At 67.4% G+C, this 24,096-nt stretch carries 23 protein-coding genes and 1 pseudogene; 11 read left to right on the top strand and 13 right to left on the bottom strand.

All coding sequences use genetic code 11. The features are described from left to right. Positions 1-22: 22 nt before the first annotated feature. The 9 genes and pseudogenes from flgE (at position 23) to ACCC94_RS05680 (ending at position 9,070) form a co-directional block, all read left to right on the top strand. Positions 23-1,210: a flagellar hook protein FlgE gene (gene flgE / locus ACCC94_RS05720; protein ID WP_413348417.1), complete on the top strand. Its 1,188-nt coding sequence runs from the start codon at positions 23-25 to the stop codon at positions 1,208-1,210. 9 nt (positions 1,211-1,219) lie between these two features. Continuing rightward, positions 1,220-1,948: a flagellar basal-body rod protein FlgF gene (flgF, locus tag ACCC94_RS05715; RefSeq protein ID WP_413348416.1), complete on the top strand. Its 729-nt coding sequence runs from the start codon at positions 1,220-1,222 to the stop codon at positions 1,946-1,948. Between the two features lie 27 nt (positions 1,949-1,975). After that, the gene (flgG, locus tag ACCC94_RS05710; RefSeq protein ID WP_413348415.1) at positions 1,976-2,761 is read left to right on the top strand and encodes a flagellar basal-body rod protein FlgG; all 786 of its coding nucleotides are present in this window, start codon (positions 1,976-1,978) and stop codon (positions 2,759-2,761) included. Positions 2,762-2,763: 2 nt separating this feature from the next. Continuing rightward, on the top strand, positions 2,764-3,426 hold the full coding sequence (gene flgH, locus ACCC94_RS05705) for a flagellar basal body L-ring protein FlgH (protein WP_413348414.1): 663 nt from the start codon (positions 2,764-2,766) through the stop codon (positions 3,424-3,426). A 15-nt stretch (positions 3,427-3,441) separates the two neighbouring features. After that, positions 3,442-4,545 (top strand): flagellar basal body P-ring protein FlgI, encoded by a 1,104-nt coding sequence (locus ACCC94_RS05700; protein WP_413348413.1) that lies wholly within the window; start codon positions 3,442-3,444, stop codon positions 4,543-4,545. Positions 4,546-4,548: 3 nt separating this feature from the next. After that, positions 4,549-5,589 (top strand): lytic transglycosylase domain-containing protein, encoded by a 1,041-nt coding sequence (locus ACCC94_RS05695; protein ID WP_413348412.1) that lies wholly within the window; start codon positions 4,549-4,551, stop codon positions 5,587-5,589. Next, positions 5,586-6,953, top strand: coding sequence for a flagellar hook-associated protein FlgK (flgK, locus tag ACCC94_RS05690; RefSeq protein ID WP_413348411.1), 1,368 nt, complete (start codon positions 5,586-5,588; stop codon positions 6,951-6,953). The genes ACCC94_RS05695 and flgK overlap by 4 nt, the downstream gene beginning before the upstream one ends. Positions 6,954-6,976: 23 nt before the next feature. Then, positions 6,977-7,891, top strand: coding sequence for a flagellar hook-associated protein FlgL (flgL, locus tag ACCC94_RS05685; protein WP_413348410.1), 915 nt, complete (start codon positions 6,977-6,979; stop codon positions 7,889-7,891). Positions 7,892-8,030: 139 nt separating this feature from the next. Then, positions 8,031-9,070: pseudogene (locus ACCC94_RS05680) on the top strand (hypothetical protein). Between the two features lie 447 nt (positions 9,071-9,517). On the opposite strand, the gene mdtI reads toward ACCC94_RS05680, so the two are convergent. Both mdtI and ACCC94_RS05670 read right to left on the bottom strand, forming a co-directional pair. Next, positions 9,518-9,847, bottom strand: coding sequence for a multidrug/spermidine efflux SMR transporter subunit MdtI (gene mdtI / locus ACCC94_RS05675; RefSeq protein WP_017521322.1), 330 nt, complete (start codon positions 9,845-9,847; stop codon positions 9,518-9,520). After that, positions 9,841-10,212: an SMR family transporter gene (locus tag ACCC94_RS05670; RefSeq protein WP_413348409.1), complete on the bottom strand. Its 372-nt coding sequence runs from the start codon at positions 10,210-10,212 to the stop codon at positions 9,841-9,843. Before ACCC94_RS05670 ends, mdtI begins: the two co-directional genes overlap by 7 nt. A 463-nt stretch (positions 10,213-10,675) precedes the next feature. Here ACCC94_RS05670 and ACCC94_RS05665 point away from each other — a divergent pair, with 463 nt between their 5' ends. Beyond that, complete coding sequence (locus ACCC94_RS05665; protein ID WP_413348408.1) at positions 10,676-12,334, top strand: SulP family inorganic anion transporter; 1,659 nt, start codon at positions 10,676-10,678, stop codon at positions 12,332-12,334. Between the two features lie 181 nt (positions 12,335-12,515). Here the strand turns inward: ACCC94_RS05665 and ACCC94_RS05660 are convergent, their stop codons facing one another. The 7 genes from ACCC94_RS05660 to ACCC94_RS05630 form a co-directional block, all read right to left on the bottom strand. Further along, positions 12,516-13,310: an ABC transporter ATP-binding protein gene (locus ACCC94_RS05660; RefSeq protein WP_413348444.1), complete on the bottom strand. Its 795-nt coding sequence runs from the start codon at positions 13,308-13,310 to the stop codon at positions 12,516-12,518. Positions 13,311-13,335: 25 nt separating this feature from the next. Next, the gene (locus tag ACCC94_RS05655) at positions 13,336-14,097 is read right to left on the bottom strand and encodes an ABC transporter permease (protein ID WP_413348407.1); all 762 of its coding nucleotides are present in this window, start codon (positions 14,095-14,097) and stop codon (positions 13,336-13,338) included. Further along, positions 14,094-14,855 (bottom strand): ABC transporter permease, encoded by a 762-nt coding sequence (locus ACCC94_RS05650; RefSeq protein ID WP_413348406.1) that lies wholly within the window; start codon positions 14,853-14,855, stop codon positions 14,094-14,096. The genes ACCC94_RS05655 and ACCC94_RS05650 overlap by 4 nt, the downstream gene beginning before the upstream one ends. Beyond that, on the bottom strand, positions 14,856-16,067 hold the full coding sequence (locus ACCC94_RS05645; RefSeq protein WP_413348405.1) for an MFS transporter: 1,212 nt from the start codon (positions 16,065-16,067) through the stop codon (positions 14,856-14,858). Beyond that, the gene (locus ACCC94_RS05640; RefSeq protein WP_413348404.1) at positions 16,054-17,109 is read right to left on the bottom strand and encodes an ABC transporter substrate-binding protein; all 1,056 of its coding nucleotides are present in this window, start codon (positions 17,107-17,109) and stop codon (positions 16,054-16,056) included. Before ACCC94_RS05640 ends, ACCC94_RS05645 begins: the two co-directional genes overlap by 14 nt. Before the next feature lie 85 nt (positions 17,110-17,194). Further along, positions 17,195-18,250: an ABC transporter substrate-binding protein gene (locus ACCC94_RS05635; protein ID WP_413348403.1), complete on the bottom strand. Its 1,056-nt coding sequence runs from the start codon at positions 18,248-18,250 to the stop codon at positions 17,195-17,197. A 17-nt stretch (positions 18,251-18,267) separates the two neighbouring features. After that, complete coding sequence (locus tag ACCC94_RS05630; protein ID WP_413348402.1) at positions 18,268-19,422, bottom strand: LLM class flavin-dependent oxidoreductase; 1,155 nt, start codon at positions 19,420-19,422, stop codon at positions 18,268-18,270. A gap of 339 nt (positions 19,423-19,761) precedes the next feature. On the opposite strand from ACCC94_RS05630, the gene ACCC94_RS05625 reads away from it, so the two are divergent. Continuing rightward, positions 19,762-20,493 (top strand): class II aldolase/adducin family protein, encoded by a 732-nt coding sequence (locus ACCC94_RS05625; RefSeq protein ID WP_413348401.1) that lies wholly within the window; start codon positions 19,762-19,764, stop codon positions 20,491-20,493. Between the two features lie 264 nt (positions 20,494-20,757). On the opposite strand, the gene ACCC94_RS05620 is transcribed toward ACCC94_RS05625, so the two are convergent. The 4 genes from ACCC94_RS05620 to ACCC94_RS05605 form a co-directional block, all read right to left on the bottom strand. Further along, positions 20,758-21,102: a type II toxin-antitoxin system HicB family antitoxin gene (locus ACCC94_RS05620; protein ID WP_413348400.1), complete on the bottom strand. Its 345-nt coding sequence runs from the start codon at positions 21,100-21,102 to the stop codon at positions 20,758-20,760. Further along, the gene (locus ACCC94_RS05615; RefSeq protein ID WP_413348399.1) at positions 21,099-21,353 is read right to left on the bottom strand and encodes a type II toxin-antitoxin system HicA family toxin; all 255 of its coding nucleotides are present in this window, start codon (positions 21,351-21,353) and stop codon (positions 21,099-21,101) included. The genes ACCC94_RS05620 and ACCC94_RS05615 overlap by 4 nt, the downstream gene beginning before the upstream one ends. A gap of 302 nt (positions 21,354-21,655) precedes the next feature. Next, positions 21,656-22,846, bottom strand: coding sequence for an MFS transporter (locus ACCC94_RS05610; RefSeq protein WP_413348398.1), 1,191 nt, complete (start codon positions 22,844-22,846; stop codon positions 21,656-21,658). 32 nt (positions 22,847-22,878) lie between these two features. Beyond that, positions 22,879-24,096, bottom strand: a 1,218-nt coding sequence (locus tag ACCC94_RS05605) for an aldehyde dehydrogenase family protein (RefSeq protein ID WP_413348397.1), incomplete at its 5' end; no start/stop codon positions are given.

Genomic DNA, 24,096 nt, shown 5'->3' with positions numbered 1-24,096 from the left:
CCTCTTAGGATGAGCTAACGCCATGAGCTTCAACATCGCCCTGACCGGCCTGAACGCCGTCACCCAGCAGCTGGACACCATCAGCAACAACATCGCCAACTCCGGCACCGTCGGCTTCAAGTCCTCGCGCACCGAGTTCGGCAGCGTCTACGCCGACAGCAAGGGCATGGGCGTGGAAGTCACCGGCACCACCCAGAGCATCAGCCAAGGCGGTTCGCTGGTGTCGACCAACCGCGCGCTGGACCTCGCCATCTCCGGTGGCGGCTTCTTCGTGGTCAAGAGCGGCAATGGTGACACCCAGTACACCCGCGCCGGCGTGTTCGGCCAGGACAAGAGCAACTACCTGATCAACGCCACCGGCCAGCGCCTGCAGGGCTACCCGACCGACGCCGCCGGCAACCTGCTGGTGGGCACCGTCTCCGATCTGCAGGTGAAGACCGCCAACCTGCCGGCCAAGGCCACCGACAAGCTGGAGTTCGTCGCCAACCTCGACTCCAACGAGAAGGTGCCGACCGTCGCGCCGTTCGATCCGCAGAACGTGGCGACCTACAACTCCACCTACACCAGCAAGATCTACGACTCCCAGGGCAAGGAACACACCCTGACCCAGTACTTCGTGCTGACCGGCACCAACACCTGGGACGCGCACTACGCAGTGGACGGCAACGCCGTCGGCGCCACCCAGTCGCTGACCTTCGCCCCGGACGGCTCGCTGTCCTCGCCGATCGCCTCGGTGCCGGTGGGCTTCACCCTGCCGGGGGTCGACCCGATGAACATCGCCCTGGACTACACCGGCACCAGCCAGTACGGCTCGGACTTCGTCGTCACCACCAACCGCACCACCGGCTACGCCGCCGGCGAGCAGACCGGTATCGCGGTGGAGAACGACGGCAAGGTCTACGTCAACTACAGCAACGGCCAGCGCATGCTGCAGGGCCAGGTCGCCCTGGCCAACTTCATCAACGCGGGCGGCCTGCAGAACCAGAGCGGCACCGCCTGGACCGAGACCTCCGCGTCCGGCGCGCCGCTGATCGGCGTACCCGGCATCGGCCAGTTCGGCTCGCTCTCGGCCGGCAACCTGGAAGGCTCCAACGTCGACATCACCCAGCAACTGGTGGGCCTCATGGAAGGCCAGCGCAACTACCAGGCGAACACCAAGGTGATGACCACCGACAAGGAACTCACCCAGGTTCTGTTCTCGGCCATCTAAGGACTCGTCATGGATCGCCTCGGCTACACCGCAATGACCGCCGCCAGCCGCAGCATGGCGGCGCTGGACGTGCGCGCGAACAACCTCGCCAACGTCAACACCCCCGGCTTTCGCGCCGACCTGGAACACGCCACCGCGGTGGACGTGAGCGGCGCCGGCTATGACAGCCGTCACCTCGCGCGCATCGAGAGCAGCGGCGTGGACATGAGCGCCGGGACCCTGATGGCCACCGGGCGCGACCTCGACGTCGCCATCCAGGGCCAGGGCCTGTTCGCCGTGCAGAGTGGCAACGGCGAGGCCTACACGCGCCAGGGCAACCTGGAGATCGACGCCGACCGCCAGCTGATGATCAACGGTCGCGTCGTGCTCGGCGAGGGCGGCCCGATCACCCTGCCCGAGTACGACGCCATCGCCATCGGCAGCGACGGCACCATCTCGGTGATGCCGCGCGGTGATTTCATGATGACCGACGTCGACCGCCTCAAGCTGGTGGACGCACCGGCGGCCTCGCTGGTGAAGAACGCCCAGGGTCTGCTGGTGAGCAAGGACGGCCAGAACGTCGCCGCCAGCGAGGACGTGCGCCTGGTCTCCGGGCACCTGGAGCAGAGCAACGTCTCGGCCATCGAGCAGCTGGTGGGCACCATGAGCCTGAACCGCCGGTTCGAGGCCCAGGTGAAGATGATGAAGGCCGCCTCGGATCTCGCCGAGGCCGGCGACCGCATGATCCGCGGCGGCTAACGCGCGGCGCGCAGACAGGAGCACAACATGAGTTCGGCACTTTGGGTCAGCAAGACCGGCCTGGCAGCCCAGGACACCGCGATGTCCACCGTGGCCAACAACCTGGCCAACGTCAACACCGTCGGTTTCAAGAGCGACCGCGCGGTCTTCGAGGACCTGTTCTACCAGGTGCAGCTGCAGCCCGGCGCCCAGGCCGACCAGGTCAACACCGTGCCCTCGGGCATCCAGCTGGGCAGCGGCGTGCGCGTCGTCGGCACGCAGAAGGTGTTCACCGAAGGCAGCATGCAGACCACCGGCCAGCCCATGGACCTGGCCATCGTCGGCAGCGGCTTCTTCCAGGTCGAGGCGCCCAACGGCGACACCTACTACACCGAGAACGGCCAGCTGCAGCTGAACAACGAAGGCATAGTGGTCAACGCCCAGGGCCTGCCGCTGACGCCGAACATCGAAGTGCCGGCCGGCGCCAGCCGCTTCACCGTCGGCAGCGACGGCATCGTCACCGCCGTGCTGCCGGGCGAGACCCTGCCCACCGAGCTCGGCCAGATCACCCTGGTCAGCTTCACCAACCCGGCGGGCCTGGAAGCCCTGGGCGGCAACCTCTACAAGGAAACCGCCGCCAGCGGCGAGCCGCAGGAAGGCACGCCGGGCGAGGAAGGCCTGGGCACCCTCAAGCAGGGCGTGCTGGAAGGGTCCAACGTGCAGGTGGTGGAAGCCATGGTGAACATGATCGCCATCCAGCGCGCCTACGAGGCCAACGCCAAGGTGCTCGACGCCGCGTCGGGCATGCAGCAGTTCCTCAACCAGACGGTCTGACCATGACGCGCCTTGCCCTGCTGCTCGCCCTGGCGCTGCTCGCCGGATGCCAGAGCTTCGACGAGATGCTGCCGGACGAGGACTCCTCGGTCTACCAGCCGCCGGAGCTGGACTACAGCCTGCCGCCGACCACCAGCGGCGGCCTGTTCCGCTCCGGCTACGGCGGCTCGCTGATCCGCGACAAGCGCGCCATCGGCGTCGGCGACATCGTCACCGTGGTGCTCAGCGAGTCCACCCAGTCGAGCAAGAGCGCGGGCACCAGCTTCGGCAAGAAATCCAGCCTGGACGTGCCGGTACCGACCATCCTGACCAAGGAGTACGGCGGCCTGGAAAGCTCCGCCACGGCCAACCGCGACTTCAACGGCTCGGCGAAAAGCTCGCAGCAGAACACCCTCACCGGCTCCATCGCGGTGACCGTGCACAAGGTGCTGCCCGGCGGCGTGCTGCTGGTAAAGGGCGAGAAGTCCCTGCGCCTGAACCAGGGCGACGAGTTCATCCGCCTCACCGGCCTTGTGCGCATCGACGACATCAACCGCTCCAACCAGGTGTCCTCGCAGAATGTCGCCAACGCCAAGATTTCCTACGCCGGGCGCGGCGTGCTCAACGACAGCAACTCGGCCGGCTGGCTGACGCGCTTCTTCACCCATCCGCTGTTCCCGATGTAAGCAGGCGAGCACTCCATGCGTAGACAACTTTCCCGCCTGCTGGCGAGCCTCTGCCTGTTCTGGCAGGCCGAGGCGCTGGCCATTCCGCTGCTGGACCTGGTCGACATCGAGGGCGTGCGCGAGAACCAGCTGATCGGCTACGGCCTGGTCGTCGGCCTGGACGGCACCGGCGACAAGAACCAGGTGAAGTTCACCAACCAGTCGGTGGCCAACATGCTCAAGCAGTTCGGCGTGAACCTGCCGCCGAACGTCGACCCGAAACTGAAGAACGTCGCCGCGGTGAGCGTCACCGCCAGCGTGCCACCGTCTTACAGCGCCGGACAGACCATCGACGTCACCGTGTCCTCCCTGGGCGATGCCAAGAGCCTGCGCGGCGGCCTGCTGCTGATGACGCCGCTGCAGGGTGTGGACGGCGAAGTCTATGCGCTGGCCCAGGGCAACCTGGTGGTCGGCGGCCTGCATGCGCAGGGCCAGAGCGGTTCCAGCGTGTCGATCAACAGCGCCAACAGCGGCCTGATCCCCAACGGCGCGACCATCGAACGGATGATCCCCAGCGACTTCGCCCAGCGCCCGGACGTGATGCTCAACGTGCGCAAGCCGAGCTTCCAGACCGCCACCCAGGTGATGAACGCGGTCAACGAACGCTTCGGCTCCGGCACCGCCACCGCGCTGGACGGCACCAGGGTTTCCGTGCGCGCGCCGGTCAGCCTGGCCCAGCGCACCAGCTTCATGGCCATGCTCGAAGGCATGGAAGTGCAGGAAGGCCGCACCCGGCCCAAGGTGGTGTTCAACAGCCGCACCGGCACCGTGGTGGTCGGCCAGGGCGTGCGCGTGAAGGCCGCCGCCGTCGCCCACGGCACGCTCACCGTGACCATCAGCGAGAACCCCCAGGTCAGCCAGCCGGGGCCCTTCTCCAACGGCACCACGGCAGTTACCCCGCAGTCGGACGTCTCGGTCAGCCAGGACAAGAAACCGATGTTCAAGTGGCCCGAGGGCACCAGCCTGGAAAGCATCATCAACACGGTGAACAGCCTGGGCGCCACGCCGGATGACGTGATGAGCATCCTCCAGGCGCTGGAGCAGGCCGGCGCGCTGAATGCCGAGCTGGTGGTGATCTAAAGCATGAGTATCACCTCGCTCAACCGTCCCATCGTACCCACCGGCCAGCCCGGCGAGTCGCCCGAGCAGGTCCGCCGCGAGCAGCTGCAGGCGGCCTCCGAGCAGTTCGAGGCGATGTTCCTGCAGCAGATCCTCAAGCAGATGCGCAAGGCCGGCGACGTGCTCTCCGCCGGCAGCCCGATGCGCAGCCGCGACCTCGATACGATGCGCGACTTCTACGACGAAGCGCTGGCCGAGCACCTGGCCTCGCGCAAGCAGACCGGCATAGCCGACCTGCTGGTGCGCCAGCTCTCTGCTGAACCGACTGACACCGCCGAACCGGTAGCGCTGGCCGACGGCGGCGAGGCACTGCGCCGGCCGTCGGTGTCCAGCCGCAATCCGCTGGTGGATACCTGGCAGCGCGGCGTCGAGCGCCTGTCGCACGCCTGGCAGCAGGGCACGGCGGGCTTCCGCACCCTGGTGGACAGCGTGATCGGCCAGGAGTCCGGGGGCAACGCCACCGCCGTCTCGCCCAAGGGCGCACGCGGCCTGATGCAGCTGATGCCCGACACCGCCCGCGAAGTGGCCGGCGAGCTCGGCCTGCCCTACGACGAGCAGCGCCTGACCAGCGACCCGGCCTACAACAAGGCCCTGGGCAGCGCCTACCTGGGCAAGATGCTCGACCGCTACGACGGCCAGCACGTGCTCGCCCTGGCCGCGTACAACGCCGGCCCCGGCAAGGTGGACGAGTGGCTGAAGAACAACGGCGATCCGCGCACCGGGCAGATCGGCATGGCCGACTGGGTGCGCAGCATTCCCTATGACGAAACCCGCGACTACACCCTCGGCGTGCTCCGTCGCGTGCGCGAGGCCCAGGCGCCGGCGCGCATCCCCGGCAGCGGCCTGTCGCCGGAGAGCGGCCTGAAACACGCGCCGCAGGAAGGATTTAAGCGCCACGCCGATTTCGTCGCCTATCAGGGACAACAGCCTGAATTTGTTTCCCGACCGGCCTCGGCGGCCTTTGCCCAGCCGATTCGCCTCGAGTCGAAGGAGAATGCCTCTTGAGTATGTTGAGCCAGATCGGCTACAGCGGCCTGCGCGCGGCGCAGATCGCCCTGGCCACCTCCGGCCAGAACGTCGCCAACGCCAACACCCCCGGGTTCAGCCGGCTGAGCCCGGTGCTCGCCTCGCTGGCCGGCGAAGGTGGCCTGAACGTCGGCGGCGGCGTGACGGTGACCAGCATCCGCCGCATGGCCAACGACTTCCAGAACCAGCAGCTGTGGCGCGCCACCACCGAGCAGAGCTACTACGACAGCGGCCAGCAGTACCTGTCGGCGCTGGAAGGCCTGATGGGCGGCGAAGGTTCGAGCATCAGCGTCGGCCTGGACAACTTCTTCGCCGCGCTCAGCGAGGCCACCGCCACTCCCGGTTCGATCGCCCTGCGCCAGCAGATCGTCAACGAGACGAAGAACCTCGCCCAGCGCTTCAACGGCCTGTCCGGCAACATCGACAGCCAGCTGCGCGCCCTGCAGGAGCAGCGCGGCGCCATGGTCGGCGAGATCAACGGCCTGACCGCCAACCTCGCCGCGCTGAACAAGCAGATCGTCGAAGTCGGCTCTTCCGGCGGCGATACCACCGCGCTGCGTGACCACCGTGAAAGCCTGGTGCAGGACCTGTCCAAGTACGCCTCGATCCGCGTCAACGAAGTGGCCGACGGCTCGCTCACCGTTTCCCTGGCCAACGGCCAGCCGCTGGTGGCCGGCAACTCCGCCGGGCAGCTGGCGATCAGCCGCACCGCCAGCGGCGAGCAGGAAATCGCCCTGACCTTCGCCGGCACCAGCTTCCCGCTGTCCCAGGACGGTATGGGCGGCTCCCTCGGCGCGCTGTACGACACCGAGTACGACACCCTGCGACCGAACCAGACCGCCCTGCACGAGATGGCCGGGCAGTTCGCGCAGATGGTCAACGACACCCTCGCCAATGGCTTCGATCTCAACGGCAACGCCGGCCAGGCGCTGCTCAGCTACAACGCCGGCAGCACCACGGCCATGCTCAGCGTCAACGGCCTCAAGCCCGAGGAGCTGGCGCTGTCGGATACCGCCGGCGAGAGCGGCAACAACAGGAACCTGCTCGACCTGCTGGAGCTCAAGGGCCAGACCATCACCGTCGGCGGCAGCCAGGTGACACTCAACGATGCCTTCGCCGGCCTGCTCGGCAAGGTCGCCAGTGCCAGCCGGCAGAACCAGGCCGACCAGAAGACCGCCACCACCGTCGCGACCCAGGCCCAGGCCCAGCGCGACAGCGTCAGCGCGGTGAGCCTGGATGAAGAGGCGGTCAACCTGATCACCTACCAGCAGGCCTACCAGGCCAACATGAAAGTCATCAGCACCGCCAAGGAGCTGTTCGACTCGATGCTCGCCGCCTTCTAAGGGCCATTGCCAGGGAAAGCACCATGCGCATTACCAACGCACAGATCACCGCGCTGATGAGCGGCTCGATGAACAGCAACTCGGCGGCGCTGGGCAAGCTGATGCAGCAGATGTCCACCGGCAAGCGCATCCTGCAGCCCTCCGACGACCCCATCGCCAGCGTGCGCATGCTGCGCATCCAGCGCGAGGAAGCGAGCCTGGCGCAGTACCGCACCAACATCAGCAACGTCTCGGGCAACCTGTCCACCCAGGAAGCCAACCTGCAGGCCACCTCGGACTCCATGCTCAACGTGCGCGACCTGCTGCTCTGGGCGGCCAACGGCTCGAATACGCCCAAGGACCTCAACGCCATGGCCGGCGAGCTGGAGAGCATCGAGAAGACCATCGTCAGCTTCGTCAACGTGCGTGACGAAGAAGGTCGCTTCCTGTTCTCCGGCACCCTGAGCGACACCGCGGCGGTGACCTACGAACCGCTGACCGACACCTACGTCGCCACCGGCAACGACAAATCGCGTCAGGCTGCCGTGGCCAACGGCGTGCAGGTGGAAGAGAACGTCACCGCGCTGGGCATGTTCGGCAGCAGCATGGACTTCCTCAACCAGCTTCACGCCACCGTGAAGCTGCTCAAGGACCCGGCCCTGGATACCACCGACCCGGCGGTGCAGGCGCAGATCGCCGCGACCATCGACAGCCTCGACAGCGGCCACGACGGCGTGCTCGGCGCCATCACCGAACTGGGCGGCCGGCAGAACACCCTGAGCATGCTCAACTCGAGCAACGAGGAGGTGTCGCTGGTGAACCAGAAGATCAACGGCGAGCTGTCGCAGCTGGACTACGCGGGCGCGAGCATCGACCTGAACACCTACCAGCTGGCGCTGCAGGCCACGCAGAAGACCTACCTGAAGCTCAACGACCTGTCGCTGTTCAGCCGCCTGTAAGTTTCTTCGTAGGGGAGCCGGGCCGCGCCGCAAGGAGGTCTGGACGCCAATCGGCGGCGCAGCGCCCGGTTCCCCTACTTTTTATCCCGCCTCCGCCCGGCCCGTGCCGGGCGGAAGCACATCCGGTGCAGAGGTCGCCATGAAGGTCATCAAGCAACTGCCGGCCGCCGCCGTCTTCGATCCCAGCGCCCGCCGCGACGTCATCCTGCCCTCCACCGGCGAGCGGCAGAACGCGCTGCGCAAGGGCGAGGACAAGGGCGAGAACGCCGCGCAGATGGCGCGCGGTGCGCAGAAGAGCGGCAGCTTCAACCTGCAGCTCAACCAGCAGTTGTCCTCCATGCAGTCGGCCGACAGCTACCTGGGCGACCTGCAGGATCGTCTCGGCGGGCTCAAGCTCAACCTCAGCCGCGAGCTGAGTGCGCCGCAGTCCCAGGACCGCGAAGGCGTGCGCCAGGCCACCCGGCAGGTCAACGAACTGCTGGAGCAGCGCGCCCAGCGCTCGGACGGCAGCCTGGACGCCAACTTCCGCCTGCGCCTCAACGAGCCGGTGCGCAGCCGCTTCAGCCTCGAAGGCCTGGAGTCGGTGGAAGCCATCCAGCGCTCGGGCAAGGAAACCCTGCTGTTCAGTGCCGGCTCGCCGAGCTGGCGGCGGTGGTGCTGGACGACGGCATGAGCACCGAGCAGGTGCTGCGCCGCTTCAACGCAACCTTGGGCCAGGCCGGCATCCGCGCCGAGCTCGATAGCGATGGCGCGCTGAAGTTCTCCGCCCCCGAGGCCGACTGGCAGCAGCTCAAGGGCCAGCTGGCGGTGCAGGGCGAGGGCAAGCTGTTCGCCAAGGGCAGGAACACCCGGCTGAAAAGCCAGGAAGAAGGGCTGCTGGCGTTCCCCACCGAGATCAAGTCCGATGCCTTCCGCGAACAGCGCCAGTTGCTCGATTCGGTGGTGTCGGCGCTGGATCGCATTGGCGGCCTGCGCGACCAGTTGCGTCATCGCCAGGACGATATCCGCGACTTCCTCGACCGCCATGCCAGCGAGGATGAGCGCGAGTGGGCTCACAATTTCGCCGCCTCGATGCTCGACCGCATGGGGCGCAGCGCCACGCATTACAGCGCGGCAGCGCAGACGGTGGTGGCCCAGGCCAACCTCAGCCGCTTCGCGGTGGTCAGCCTGTTGGCCTGAAGCGTCCGCGGGCTCTCGTAGGGCGCATAACGCGCCAGCGTTATCCGCCGGGCAGTGCGGCGGATAACCTGTTCCAGGTTATGCGCCCTACGGGTTTGCGCTGTGTGTGGGCGGTTCGCGAGCAAGCTCGCTTCTACGAAGAGCACGCTGCGGCAAACCTTGTAGGAGCGAGCTTGCTCGCGAACGCACGGCACCGACTCTCCAGTGCGTAGGGTGCATGATGCGCCAGCGTTATCCGCCGTGCGGGTTGTGGCGGATAACCTGTTCCAGGTTATGCGCCCTACGGGTTTGCGCTGTGTGGGGGCGGTTCGCGAGCAAGCTCGCTCCTACGAAGAGCACGCTGCGGCAAACCTGTAGGAGCGAGCTTGCTCGCGAACCGCACGGCACCTATCCCTAGACAATAAAAAAGGCGGAGCCCAGCTCCGCCTTTTTCGTATCACTCGGTCATCAGGCCAGCTTCAGCAGACCCATGCCCAGCACCAGCATCGCCAGGCCGACCCAGCCGCGCCAGACGAGGCGCTGGCCGAACAGGGCCCAGCCCATGGCGACGGTGGCGAGGATGCCGAAGCCGCCCCAGATGGCGTAGGCCACCGACAGTTCGATGCCGCGTACCGCCTGCGCCAGCGCGGTGAACGCACCCAGTACGCAGAGGATCGAGGCCACGCCGATCAGGCGCTTGCGGAAACCGTCGGAGTATTTCAGCAGCAGGTTGGCGATCACTTCCAGGACGATGGCCAGGCCCAGCCAGGCCATCGGAATCAGGTCATGGTTCAGCATGTCACGGCCTCCCCATTCAGTTCATCGCGCTCTTCACGCTGGCCGGTACGGGTACCGGATTTCACCAGCAGGATGCCGGCGATCATCACGGCCAGACCCAGGGCCTTGTCCAGGCTCAGGTGCTCGCCGAGGAAGAAGGCGCTGACCAGGGTGATCAGCACGATGCCGATGCCTTCCCACAACGCGTACGCCACGCCGACCGGCACGCGCTTGATGGCCAGCGACAGGAAGTAGTACGACAGGCCGATCATCAGGTACATCAGCAGCAGCCCGGCGACCGGGAACAGCGTGTGGGTGAATTTCATCGAGGTGGTGCCAACGACTTCGAAGCCGATGGCGGCAAACAGATAGATCCAGGAACGCATGGTAAAGCCCTCCCACGGGCAGCCGCGCGCAGTCTCGCAACAGAGCATCCTTGCGGCGGTTTTCGGTTCGGGTTCGGCGGCGCCGACTCGGGCGGCGGATTTCGCCGCGCCTGGCGCCACCAGAAGGTGGTGGCCGAAGGGAGGAGCTAGAGGTCGCCGGTCCAGTGACGCTCGCGCGAAACCAGGCGGGAAGTGAGGAGAGGTAGAGCCTTGATGTTCAACATAATGAACACATTGTGCCGTTTTTCCGCTTCGCTGGCAAATCGGGGCGGTGGTTTTTCGTCACGGATGCCCATGGATTGGCGTCTTTAAACCCTGCTGGAGCCGGCGTGCCATGAGGGTTGTGCAATATTTTGTTCACTGCGTTCGGCCTGCGACAGCGCGCCACAGGCATGACCTGCGCCGGGTTGCCGAAGGCGCCTTCCTGCTAGCATCCTGGCTCGAAATCCTGTCGGAGACTGCGATGATCGCCCTGCGAGAAGCCTGGAAGGCCGGACTCTTCGGTCGCGAGCACTGGACGCGCAACCTGGTGGCCGGGGTCATAGTCGGGGTGGTCGCGCTGCCGTTGGCCATGGCCTTTGCCATCGCCAGCGGGGTGAAGCCGGAGCAGGGCATCTACACGGCGATCTTCGCCGGCGCGCTGGTTTCGCTGCTGGGCGGCAGCCGCGTGCAGATCGCCGGGCCCACCGGCGCTTTCATCGTCATCCTCGCCGGCGTTACCGCCAAATACGGCGTGGACGGCCTGCAGATCGCCACGCTGATGGCCGGCGCGATCCTCGTGCTGCTGGGCGTCAGCCGGCTGGGCAGCATCATCCGCTTCATCCCTGCGCCGGTGATCGTCGGCTTCACCGCCGGGATCGGGGTGATCATCTGGGTTGGCCAGTGGAAGGACTTCTTCGGCCTGCCGGCGGTGACCGGCGAGCACTTCCACCAGAAGCTCTGGCATCTGCTCCAGGCGCTGCCGCAACTGCACCTGGCGACTACCCTGCTGGCGCTGCTGAGCCTGGCGCTGGTGCTGTTCACCCCGCGTATCGCCGCGCTGCGCCGGGTGCCCGGCCCGCTGGTGGCGATGGTGGTGGTGACCGCCGTCCAGTCGCTGTTCCACTTCGACGGCGTGGCCACCATTGGCAGCGCCTTCGGCGGCATTCCCCAGGGCCTGCCCAGCTTCAGCCTGCCGGAAGTGACCCTGCCGCGGGTGCTCGAACTGATCGGCCCGGCCTTCGCCATCGCCATGCTCGGCGCCATCGAGTCGCTGCTCTCGGCGGTGGTCGCCGACGGCATGGCCGGCACCCGCCACGATTCCAACCAGGAACTGATCGGCCAGGGCATCGCCAACCTGGTCACCCCGCTGTTCGGCGGCATCGCCGCCACCGGCGCCATCGCGCGCACCGCGACCAACATCCGCAACGGCGGCAACAGCCCGCTGGCCGGCGTCACCCATGCCGCGACCCTGGTGCTGATCCTGCTGTTCCTCGCGCCGCTGGCTTCGAACATCCCGCTCTGCGCGCTGGCGGCGATCCTCTTCGTGGTGGCCTGGAACATGAGCGAGGCGCGGCACTTCCTGTTCATGCTCAAGCGCGCGCCGCGAGCCGACGTAGCCATCCTGCTGGTGACCTTCCTGCTCACCGTGTTCAGCGACCTGGTGATCGCGGTGAACATCGGCGTGATCCTCGCCATGCTGCACTTCCTGCGGCGCATGGCGTCCTCGGTGGAAGTGCATGCGGACGACGGCCCGGAGCTGGAAGTGGAACTGCGCGGCCGCGGCCTGGGCGAGCTGCCGCCCGGCGTGCTGGTCTACAGCATCGAGGGGCCGCTGTTCTTCGGCGCGGCGGAAACCTTCGAGCGTGCCCTGGCCAAGACCCACACCGATCCGAAGGTGCTGATCATCCGCCTGCGCCATGTGCCGTTCATGGACATCACCGGGTTGCAGACCCTGCAGGAAGTGATCGAGCAACTGCAGCGGCGCGGCATCGAGGTGCGGCTGTGCGAGGCTAACGCGCGGGTGCTCGGCAAGCTGCGCAAGGCAGGGGTGCTGGGGGAGATTGGGGCGGGGTATCACGCGGATTTCCCGGCGGCGCTTTCCGCCGCCAGCGCGGAGGTTGCCGGCGAAACACGGACGTAGGATGGGTGGAGCTTGCGATACCCATCGCCACCGGTGCGGCAGATCGATGGGTATCGCTGCGCTCCACGCCATCCTACGTTGATGCCCCTGGCGCTCGGTGATTGAGTAGGGCGCATAACGCCCCAGGCGTTATACGCCGATGGCGGATAACCCGTTCCGGGTTATGCGCCCTACACGAGCATCAACCCTGCATCAGCTCCGCCAGCAGTTCTTCCTTGAGCTTGGCGAGCAGCGCATGCCCGCGCTCCCGCGGATGTGGCAGGTCCACGCGCACCTCGTGGCGAATCCGCCCCGGCCGCGCGTCCATGACGATCACCCGGTCGCCCAGGTACAGCGCCTCTTCCACGTCGTGGGTGACCATGATCATGGTGCTGCGCTGCTGTACCCAGATGCGCTGCAGCTCGTGTTGCAGACGCACGCGAGTGAGGGCGTCGAGGGCGCCGAAGGGTTCGTCCAGCAGCAGTACCTTGGGCCGGGTGATCAGCGCGCGGGCGATAGCGGCGCGCTGTGCCATGCCGCCGGAGAGCTGGTGCGGGTAGGCCTGCTCGAAGCCGGTCAGGCCCACCAGCTCCAGGTGGTCGGCGACCAGCTCGCGCTTCTCGGCGCGGCTGAGCTTCTGGTTCTTCAACGCCAGGGCGACGTTTTCCTGCACGGTCTTCCAGGGGAACAGGCGGTGGTCCTGGAACACGATGCCGCGCTCCAGGCTGGTGCCGGTCACGGTCTGGCCGTCGAGCAGGATGCGCCCGCTGTAGTCGTTCTCCAGGCCGACGATCAGCCGCAGCAGCGAGGATTTGCCGCAGCCGCTGGCGCCGACGATGCTGACGAACTCGCCGGGGCGCACCGCCAGGTCGATGTTCTCCAGCACCGGCAGGCTGCGGCCGTCGATGGAGTAGGCCTTGCTCAGGCCCTGGATGGCCAGCGCGCCGGGTTGCGCCTGCTGGGCCGGCAGGACGGCGGGGTCGAGGATCGCGTTCATGGTCTGGGCACTCATGGCAAAAGGGTCAGCGCAGGTTGCGCCAGCGCAGCAGGTGGCGCGCGGCGCGGGCGAACAGCTGGTTCATGGCGTAGCCGAGCAGGCCGATGCTGAGCACGCCGATCACCACGATCTCCATGCGCGAGCCGGTCTCGGCGTTCATCATCAGGTTGCCCAGGCCCATGCCGGTGGAGAGGAACAGCTCGCAACCCACCGAGCTGACCCAGGCGAAGGCCAGCGCGTGCAGCACACCATTGCTCAGGCTGGGCAGCGCGCCGGGGAGCAGTACTTCGCGGAACTGCTGCCAGGGGCCGAAGGCATACAGGCGGCCGACTTCACGGTAGCGCTTCTCCACGTCGCGGAAGCCCTCGAAGGCGTTCAGCGTCATCGGGTAGAAGGCGGCGAGGCTGACGATCAGCACCTTGGACGGCTCGCCGCTGCCGAACCACAGGGCAATCAGCGGGATCAGGCCGAGGATCGGCACCTGGCGGATGGTGTGATACAGCGGTGCGAACAGCCTTTCCAGCGGCCTCGACAGCGCCATGCCGGCGCCCAGCGCGAAGCCGGCGAGCACACCCAGCAACAGGCCGAGGCAGGTGCGTTGCAGGCTGGCGGAAACGCTCAGCCACAGCTCGCCGGTGTTGATCAACTCGACGAAGCCGGCGCCGATGCGCTCCAGCGGAACGAAGGCGTAGGCCGCGCTGGCGCCCTGTTGCGACTGCCAGTGCCAGGCGGCGATCAGCAGCGCTGGCAGCACTAGCCCGCGCAGCTTTCTGAGGTGATCGATCATGGCGTCGGTCTCCAGCGCAGCAGGCGCTTCTCCAGCAGGCGGAAGGCGAAGTCGAGGACGAAGCCGATGGCCCCAGTGACGATCACGCCGACCATCACGATGTCGATGCGCAGCATCTGCCGGCTCAGCTCGATCATCTGCCCCAGGCCGCTGTCGGCGGCGAGCAGTTCAGCGGCCACCAGCACCATCCAGGCGCGGCTCAGGCTGATGCGCAGGCCGGTGACGATGGGCGGTGCGGCGGCGGGGAAGGCAACGTCGCGCAGCAGGCTCCAGAGCGGCAGGCGGTAGACGCTGGCGACCTCGAAGTAGCCGCGCGGAATGCCCTTCACGCCTTCGCTGGCGGCCAGCGCCACGGGGAAGAAGGCAGCCTTGGTGACGATCAGGATCTTGAAGGTCTCCTCCACGCCGAAGAACAGGATGAACATCGGGATCAGCGCGATCGACGGCACCTGGCGCAGGGTGTGGAACAGCGGCGCGCAGTAGGCTTCCACGGTCTTCGACAGGGCCATGGCGGTGCCGAACAGCAGCCCGCCGATGGCGCCGATGGAGAAGCCGATGGCCAGGCGCGACAGGCTGTTCGCCACGTGCTCGCGCAGCTCGCCGCTGGCCAGCAGGTCCTGGAAGCTCGCCCAGACCTCCACTGGTGGCACCAGCAGTTGCGGCGGGAACCAGCCGCCGCGGGCGGCGACGAACCAGGCCAGCAGCAGGAGCAGCGGCGAGGCGAACCAGCTCAGGCGATCAAGGGTGCGATTGAGCATTCAGCCCTCCTGCCCGAGCAATGGCCCGGCGCTCTGGCGGCGCAGCTTGCGTTGCCAGCAGAACAGCGCGGCGAGCAGCACCAGGGGAATCCAGCAGAGGAACAGGTTGCCCAGCCCGACGAAGTGGCTGATCGCCCCGCCGAGCAGCGCGCCGGAGAAGCTGCCGGACATGGAGGCGAGGTTGAACAGCCCGGAAATCTTGCTCTTGTCCATGGCGTGCTCGCCCAGCTGGGCCATGTTCACCAGATGGATGAGCGCCGCCGCTGCGCTGAGCAGCACGCCGCCCAGGGCCAGCAGCCAGTAGTCGCGGGCGATGCCGAGCAGCAGCAGCGCGGCCAGCGCCGCCGTGAGGCTGCCGATGTAGGCCAGGCGCCGGCCGCTGCGTTCGATCAGGTAGCCGAAGCCGAAGAGGCCGAGCACCGAGGCCAGGCCCTGGATCATCACCAGGCTCACCGCCTGGCCCTGGGAGAGGCCGACGACTTCCATCGCCAGCAGCAGGATGAAGGTGCCGAACAGCGCGCTGGTGGCGGCGCTGAGCAGTTCGACCAGGCAGCTCTCGGCGATCTCGACGTTGGCCAGCATGGCGCCGACCTGTTGCAGCAGGCCGCCGGTGGCGGCGGCCACGGGAACCTCCTCGCTGGGCGCTTCGCCTTCCCAGAAGCCAAGGCTGTAGAAGGCCATCAGGCCGAAGCACAGGCCGATGGCGGCAAAGCCCCAGGTGAAGCTCGCCGCGCCGCTCAGCCAGTTGCCCAGCAGCGGCCCGAGCAGACCCATGCCCAGGGTCAGTGAGCCGCGGTACCAGCCGGCCTTGTCGTTGCCGATGCGCTTGAGCTGGCGCAGGAAGGCGCTGTTCATGGCGACGATGCGGAAGGGGATGCACAGGCCGATCAGCAGCCGCGCGAACGCCAGCCACAGCCAGCCGCCGAACAGCGGGATGGCCAGATTCAGCAGCATCGGCCCGAGGCTGGCGAGGAAGTACACCCGGCGCGCGCCGAAGCGGGCGATGACGAAGCCGGCGGGCAAGGTGAGGATCACCATGCCCAGGGCTTCCATGGCCGAGATGATGCCGATCTGCATGGCATTGGCGCCGATGCTGATCGCATAGAGCGTGGTGACGATCTTCGCCATGCCGATGGTGGCGCCGCTGAACGCCGCCAGCAGCATGAAGTTGAGCAGGAAGGCGGCGGGCCGCGCCGGGCTAGATGGCGACATCGATCTTCCCCAGCAGGGCTTCCAGCGGCCGCGGGTCGATCCAGTCGTCGACGCTGAAGTCGGCGCCGATGAAGTCCCAGCGCTGGAGGAAGGCGGTGAGGTCGCGCAGGGCGTTGACCGAGCGTTCCGCCAGATTGGTCTGCAGGCGCAGGTGGGCATCCTCGCCATAGGCGCTGGCGACCCAGAACTCGCTGGTGTTCAGCTCGCGGGCGAGGAAACGGCGGGTTTCCTCCGGGTGTGCCCAGGCCCATTGCTCGGCGCGCAGCACGGTGTCGAGCACCAGCACGGCGGCATCGAAATGTTCGTCCAGCAGGTGCTGGTCCACGGTCAGGGTGCGTGGCGTGCCGATGTTCGAACGCACCAGCGGCTCGGGGTGCGAACCGACATCCAGCACCACGTGCAGGCCGAACTCGTGGGCCAGCTGCAGGCCATGGGCGCCCTTGAGGAAGATGGCATCAATATCGCCGCGCAGCAGACCGATCAGCTCGTTGTTGCGCTGCACCACGCGGTTGCCCTTGAGCGCCACCTGGGCGCCGAACACATGGCGCACCGGGTCGTCGCTGTAGGTGCCGCCGTAGGGGTAGTCCACCAGCTCGACGTCGCGCACTTCCAGGCCTTCCAGGCGCAGGGCGTTTTCCAGTCCGCGCAGGGACTGGGCGCGGGTGAAGTCGATCTGCACGTTGGCCCATTTCGGCAGGCCGAAGCGCCGGTGGCGCAGGTCGCGGATGCTGCGCACACCGCTGTCCGGCGCGCTGACGATGAGCTGCACCTCGTCGCTCCACGACAGCCCGACCACCCGCGTGCGCGCGCCGCTGGCGCGGGCCCAGATGGCCGGGATGTTGCCGCCGTGGCGCACGGAGCAGGGCAGGTGATGGTCGAAATGCGCCTCGCGCACCTCGCGTTCGGACGACTCGCGCAGCGACTGGATGCGCGTGCCGAACGGGCGGAAGGCCTGCGCCAGGCGCCCGGATTCGACAGCGATGCCGAGGCCCGTGGGAACGGGGCTGTGGGTGTACCAGAGGGTTTCCAGCGGTGTGCTCATGGGTGTCCGTCGGGGGATGAAAGCCCCCGCGCCGTCGCGCGGGGGCCGGGTCGGTAAACAGAGGGAAGCGCCCTCGTGACGTTGATCAGCCAGCCTTTTGCGCAAGGCGGCTGCGCAGGGCTTCCAGCGGGCGCGGGTCGATCCATTCGCGCACGTCGAAGCGCGCCGGGATGAAGTTCCAGCGCTGCAGGAAGTCGGTGAAGTCCTGCAGGGCGAGGATCGAACCTTCGTCGAGGTTGGTGCGCAGGCGCAGGTGGGCATCCTCGCCGTAGGCGGTGGCGACCCAGAACTCGCTGCTGTTGGTTTCCCGCGCCAGGTAGCGGCGGGTGTCATCCGGGTGCTGGTGCGCCCAGTCCTCGGCACGCAGCACCGAGGCGAGGATCGCGGTGGCGGCGTCGGGGTGCTGCTCCAGCAGGTTGAGGTCGACGCTCAGGGTGCGCGGCGTGCCGTTGTTGGAGCGGATCAGCGGTTCGGGATGCGCGCCGGTGTCGATCACCGTGTGCAGGCCGAACTGCTGCGCCAGCTGCACGGCGTGGGCGCCCTTGAGGAAGATCGCGTCCACCTCGCCGCGCAGCAGGCCGACCAGCTCCGGATTCTGCCCGCCGCGACGGCGACCGCCATGACCGGTGATGCCGACGATGTTGCCCGGCGCCTCGTCGCTGAAGGTGCCCTTCAGGCCGAAGTCCACCAGCTCCAGGTCGCGCACTTCCAGGCCCTCCAGGCGGAGGGCGTTTTCCAGTCCGCGGATGGCCTGGGCGCGGGTGAAGTCGATCTGCGCGCCGCTCCAGTCCGGCAGGCCGAAGCGCCGGCCTTTCAAGTCGCGCACGGTGCGGATGCCGCTCTGTTCGGTGGTCAGGATCAGCTGCGCCTCATCGGCCCAGGACAGGCCGATCACGCGGGTCTCGCGGCCGCTGGCGCGGGCCCAGATGGCCGGGATATTGCCGCCGTGGCGCACCGAGTTCTGCAGGGTGTGGTCGAAGTGCGACTCGCGCACCGCCTGGTCGGCGGATTCGCGCAGCGACTTGATCTGGGTGCCCTGCTCGGCGAGGGCTTCTTCCAGCCAGCCTTTCTGCACGGCGATGCCGAGGCCGGTGGGCACCGGGCAGCGGGTGTACCAGAGGGTATCGAGGGGACGGGACATGTTCAGCTCCTTGTGGCTCAGGCACGGGCCTTGAGTTCGTGGATGTCGGCGCGTTTGCCCTGCACCAGCGGCAGGACTTCCTGGCCGATGCGCAGGGCTTCTTCCAGGTGCGGGTTGCCGGCGAGGATGAAGGTGGAGAAACCGGCGTCGCGGTATTCGGCGAGGCGCTCGGCGACGTTCTCGTGGCTGCCCACCAGGCCGATGGTCGGCCCCGGCTTGGCCTTGCCGAAGCCGGCCCAGAGGTTGGGGCCGATGATCAGGTCGTCGAAGCGCTCGACGTTCTGGTGATACGCGGTCTGCCGCGCGGCGCCGACGGAATCCGAGCCGGTGGCGAAGTTCTTGATGAAGGCGCTGGTGCGTGCGTCGATGCGCTCGTACTGGCGGCGCAACTCGCTCCAGGCGGCTTCTTCGGTCTCGCGGGCGAACAGGTCGATGCGGATGCCGAAGCGGATTTCGCGACCCTGCTTGTCCGCCAGCTCGCGCACCCGCTCGAGATGCGGCTTGAGCTTGTCGATGGGTTCGGCCCAGTTCAGGTAGACGTCGGCGTGCTTGGCCGCGACGTCCAGCGCCGGATCGGAGAAGCCGGAGAAATACACGCCGGGCTTGCGCACGTTACGCAGCGCGATGGGCAGCGAGCCGTTTTCCAGCTGGTAGATCTCGCCCTGGTAGGAGAACTGCTCGTTCTTCCACAGGCCGTCGATGATGTCGAGGAACTCGCCGGTGCGCTGGTAGCGCTTGTCGTGTTCGAGGAAGTCGCCGTTGGCGCGCTGGCCGGCCGGGTTGCCGCCGGTGATGATGTTCCACTCCAGGCGGTCGCGGGACAGGTGCTGGAGGATCGCCGCCTGCTGCGCGGCATAGGCCGGCAGGGTCCAGGCAGCCTGGAAGGCGATCAGGAACTTGATCCGGCGGGTCTCGCGGGCCAGGGCGGCGGCGGCGATCCACGGTTCCGGCCCGGTGGGCAGCAGCGCGCCCTCGAAGCCGGCGATCTCGGCGGCCTTGGCCACCTGGGCGATGTAGTCGATGTAGGTGAAGCCGTCCGGCTCGCCGTTGGGCAGGCGGCCCGGGGCAATGTTGCCGGGGCGCTCGATGTGGCTGCCGCGGTTGTTCTTGTCAGAGGCGAGATAGGGACCGTCGCTGCCCAGCGGCAGTCGCCAGAAGAATTCGGTGCTCATGGCCATGCTCCTTTGCTTTGCGGGGGCAGCGTCGTGCTGCTCGTGCAGGGTCTTGAGCAAGGGCTGTGCCCAAAGGCTGCAGGCCAGGCGGGGCGCGGCTTTCAGGGCGGCGTGCTGCTGTGGCAGCAGGGCGTTTGTCTGTACAGCAGCAGTGGGTCAGCAGGGGATGCTGGGCGGGCAGCAATTTCGGCCGTTTCGCCAGTGTTGGAGCCCGGCTGATGCTTTGCATGTCTTTTAACTTGTTGATTCGTAGATATATTTTTGAGTGGCACAAGTCCTGCTCAGTCAGTGGAACACCGCCACGCGGTTCATCCATCCCCGACTGCCAGGAGGCATTCCATGTCCACCCTCGACCCGCAACTCGCCAGCCAGCTCGAACAGGTTCGCCGCGACTTCGCCAAGGCCTTCCGCGTACTCAAGGAAAGCCGCACCCTCACCGCTACCAACACTTACCAGGCCTATGTGCGCGTGCCGGGCAGCGACAAGGTGATCGCCGTCCACGCGCCGAGCCCCTGGGCCGACGACCAGGAAATCCGCGCGGTGGTCGCGACCTATGACGGCGAGGTGATCCTCGACGAAAGCATTCCCGGCGCGACCCCGCTCAGCGGCCGTGGCGCGGGTGGCAACGGCAAGCGCTATGCGCCGATCTTCCAGGCGCGCCCGGAAGTGAACGTGGTGATCCACGTACACACGCCCTACCTGGGCGGCTGGGCCAGCGCCCATCGCGTGCTGCCGATCCGCTACGCCGCCTCGCAGCGCGTGACCCTGGCCCGCGAGCTGCCGATCTACATCGACCGCCGCCAGCCCGAACCGCTTTTCATCCTCGACAAGCTCGCCGAGAACCCGAACACCCCGGCCATCCTCGAAGCCAACGGCGGCGCGACCTTCTGGGGCGACGACCTGATCAAGGCGTCCAAGCTGATCCTGCTGATCGAGGAAGGCGCCTACTTCCAGGGCCTCGCCGAAGGCCTGGGCGGCTCCCAGGAATTCGGCCCCGGCGTGCTGGAGCAGCAGTGGAAGATGACCGGCCTGTGGGAGCAGGGTCAGAAGCTGCTGGAAGCGGCGGCCTGAGTTTTCGCTGAACGAAAAAAAGCCCTCTTGCGAGGGCTTTTCTTTTGGCCTGGATTCTTCCGAGTGCCGCGCGCATTGCGCATCTTTTGTAGGAGCGAGCTTGCTCGCGAACAGATTCCGCAGCGGGGTTTGTTCGCGAGCGAGCTCGCTCCTACAGATTCGGCCACGTATTGCACGCCCGGTAGGAGCAAGCCGTGCCCGTGATCCCGCCCATGGGCGCTCCCACAAGTCTGCTCCGCCACACCCGCTCCTACGGGTTTACGCTCAAGCGCCGCTGCGTCTGCGCGCGGCGCGCTCGAACACGTGCTCTGCCCATTGATTCAGGCTCTTGCCGGATGCCTTTGCGGCAATCGCGGCGGCGGCATGCACCTCCGGCCGGATGCGCAGCATGATCTTGCCGGAGGCGGGCTTCTCCGGCTCTACGCCACGCTCGGCACAATCAGCGAGGTAGTCCTCGACCGCTGCCTGCAAGGCGGTATGCAGTCCGCCGACACTGTCGGCATGGAAGCTGATGATATCGTTCACGCCCAGCAGGCGGCCGACGAAGAGGTCGTCGCGGTCGTCGAATTCGATGCGGGCGGTGTAGCCCTTGTAGGTCATGCGGCTCATGTTTCCACTCCCGCCCGGCGCAGGAACTCGCGGGCTTCCTCGACCTGGTAGCGCTTGGCTTCCTTGCCCGGGTGCGGGCGATGGCAGCGCCAGGTCTGGCCATGCAGAACCAATTTCACTCGTGACCCCTCACGTTCGTCCACGGTGCCGCCCAAATGCAGAACCAGAGCTTCGATGTCGGCAAAGACTATCGATGCACTGGTTGGCGAGCGGAAGATCATGGCGAGGGTTTTGCGGTGGCGGCTCTGCATTCACAAATGCTATCTCTATATGATAGCACTCTGTGGTTGCCATTTCCTCGGGATGGGCCGGCCACCTCGGATGCTTTTGTAGGAGCGAGCTTGCTCGCGAACCGAGCCCGCAGCGGGTTTGTTCGCGAGCAAACTCGCTCCTGCATACATTCACACACCGGGCTTTCCGGCGCGCCTTTGCAGGATGGCGTGGAGCGAAGCGATACCCATCGCATTTCGTCCGGCTACGGGTGATGGGTATCGCAAGCTCCACCCATCCTATGGAAAGCGCGATTGTGAGCGTCCTGTGGAGTCCGACTCGGTCAGGCGGCTACCGGCGGCTCCGCCGCGCGCCAGCGCAACCCCAGCGGAAGCAGGAACAGCGGCAGCAGGCTGGCGACGATCAGCACGGCGAAGAAGGGCAGGCGCGAGGGCAGGCTGAACAGCGGGAACAGCAGCACCGGACCCAGGAACATCGACAGGTACAGCGCCTGTTCGGCCACGCCTCCGGCGCCCATCACGTCGCCGCCACGGCTCATGCGCGGGATGCTGGTGAACACCCAGGCGACCACGAAGCTGCCGAAGAAGCCCTGCACGATCTTCGCCACGATGGCGGTGCTCGGCGCGATGCCGGGAATGAACACCAGCACTTCCAGCACCACGCCGATCAGCGCGCCGCCGACCACGGCCAGCGGGCCGAGCAGGCGCAGGTTGAGCACGAAGCCAGCGAGCAACCCGGCCAGCACGCTGGAGAGGATGCCGATGGTGGAGATCACGCCGATGGTCGAGGGCGCCACGCCCAGGCTGTGGATGAAGTAGTCCGGGGTGATGGTCACCAGGCCCAGGGCGACGGTCAGCGGCGCGCCGACGGCGAGCGCCAGGCGCAGCACCGAGGGTTCGGCATAGAGCCGCAGGGTCTGGCGCAGGGAGTGGCGCTCGCTGCGGCTGGCGAGGTTGACCGCCGGCAGCAGTGGCGTAGCCAGCAGGAGCACCAGCAGCACCGCCGCATGACCGCTGAACGCCGTGCGCCATTCACCGTGCTGGCCGCCGACATAGGGCGCCACGGCGAAGATGGCGATGGCGCCGCCCAAGGGCGAGGCCACCGACCAGAACGCCAGCGCCGTGGTGCGGCGGCGGCCTTCGGTGGTATGCACCAGCAGCGCCAGCGCGGCGAGCACCACGCTGATGTAGCCGGCGCCTTCGACCACGCGCAGGGCGATGAGGGTCGCGAAGTCTTCGCTGCGGCTGGCCAGGTAGCTGCACGCAGCGGCCAGCAACAGCCCGAAGACGATGGCGCGGCGCTCGCCGACCTGGGCCACTATCCAGGTGACAAAGGGCGAGGCGAGGGCGGCGACCACCGCCACCGCCGACACCACCCAGCTGGCCCGCGAGGGGCTGACCGAGAAAGCGTTGGCGACGTTGGCGACCAGCAGGATGGTCTTGCCGTGGCACGCCGCGATGATCACGGCGAAGGCCAGGGTGAGCAGGATCGAGGGCCAGCTTCCGGCACGCATCGGGGAATCCTCTTGAAGGGGGAAGCGGCGCCTCAGCGCCGCGAGATGTTCAGGACCTGAAGTTCGCTGAAGGCTTCGTAGCCGCGCTGGCCGCCCTCGTAGCCGAGGCCGCTCCACTTGTGCCCGCCCTTGGGCGCGCCGGGCTGGATGTGGCCGTGCTGGTTGACCCAGGCAAGGCCCGCCTCCAGCCGCGCGGCGATGGCTTCGCCGTGCGCCAGGTCGCGGGTCCAGACCGAGGCGCCGAGGCCGTACGGGCTGGCGTTGGCCTGTGCGATAGCTTGTTCCACGTCGCGGAAAGCAATGACCGGCAGTACCGGACCAAACTGCTCCTCGTCGACCAGCGCGACACCTGCGCCGATGCCGCTGATCAGGGTTGGTGGGTAGAAGTAGCCGGGGCCTTCCGGTTGCACGCCGCCGCTGTGGATGCGCGCGCCGCGTAGCCTGGCGTCTTCCACCAGGGCGATGACCCGCTCCAGTTGCTGGGGATTGGTCAGCGGGCCAAGCTCGGTTTGCGGGTCCAGACCATGGCCCAGGCGGGTGCGTTGCGCGCGTTCGGCGAGGGCTGCGAGCAGGGGGGCGAACAGGCTTTCGTGGACGTACAGGCGCTTGATCGCGAAGCACACCTGGCCGCTGTTCCAGAAGGCGCCCCAGAACAGCGGTTCGACGATGGCGTCGAGGTCGGCATTTTCCAGCACCAGCGCCGCATCGTTGCCGCCCAGCTCCAGGGTCAGGCGCTTGAGATCGTCCGCAGCGCGGGCGTACAGGCGCTTGCCGGTGGCAACGCTGCCGGTGAAGGTCACGTGGCGCACGCCGGGATGACGGACGAGGTGTTCGCCGACATCGCCTGCGCCGGAGATCACGTTCAGCACGCCGGCCGGGAAGACGTCGGCCAGCAGGCGCGCCAGCAGCAGGGTGGACAGCGGCGTGTGCTCCGACGGCTTGGCGACCACGCTGTTGCCGGCGTGCAGGGCCGGGGCGATCTTCAGCACCAGCAGGATCAGCGGGACGTTCCATGGAGTGATGGCGGCGACCACGCCCAGTGGCCGGCGGCTGATCTTCACCAGACGCTCGCCGTCGTCGCGCAGCGAGGTGTCGGCGGGCAGGTCGAGGTGCGCGTGGTGCTCGAAAGTGGCGGCCACACCGGCCACCTCTTCCAGGGTCGAGCGCAGCGGGCGGCCCTGTTCGCGGGTGATCAGTTCGGCCAGCGCCTGGGCGTTCTCGCGCACGCGCTCGGCGGCGCGGGCGAGGCT

Origin of the sequence: Pseudomonas sp. Pseusp97, from assembly GCF_047304025.1 — a bacterium.
In the GTDB taxonomy this organism is placed as follows: Bacteria; Pseudomonadota; Gammaproteobacteria; order Pseudomonadales; family Pseudomonadaceae; genus Pseudomonas.
Note: the sequence above shows the minus strand (reverse complement) of the source record. Positions and strands in the feature narration are given on the sequence as shown.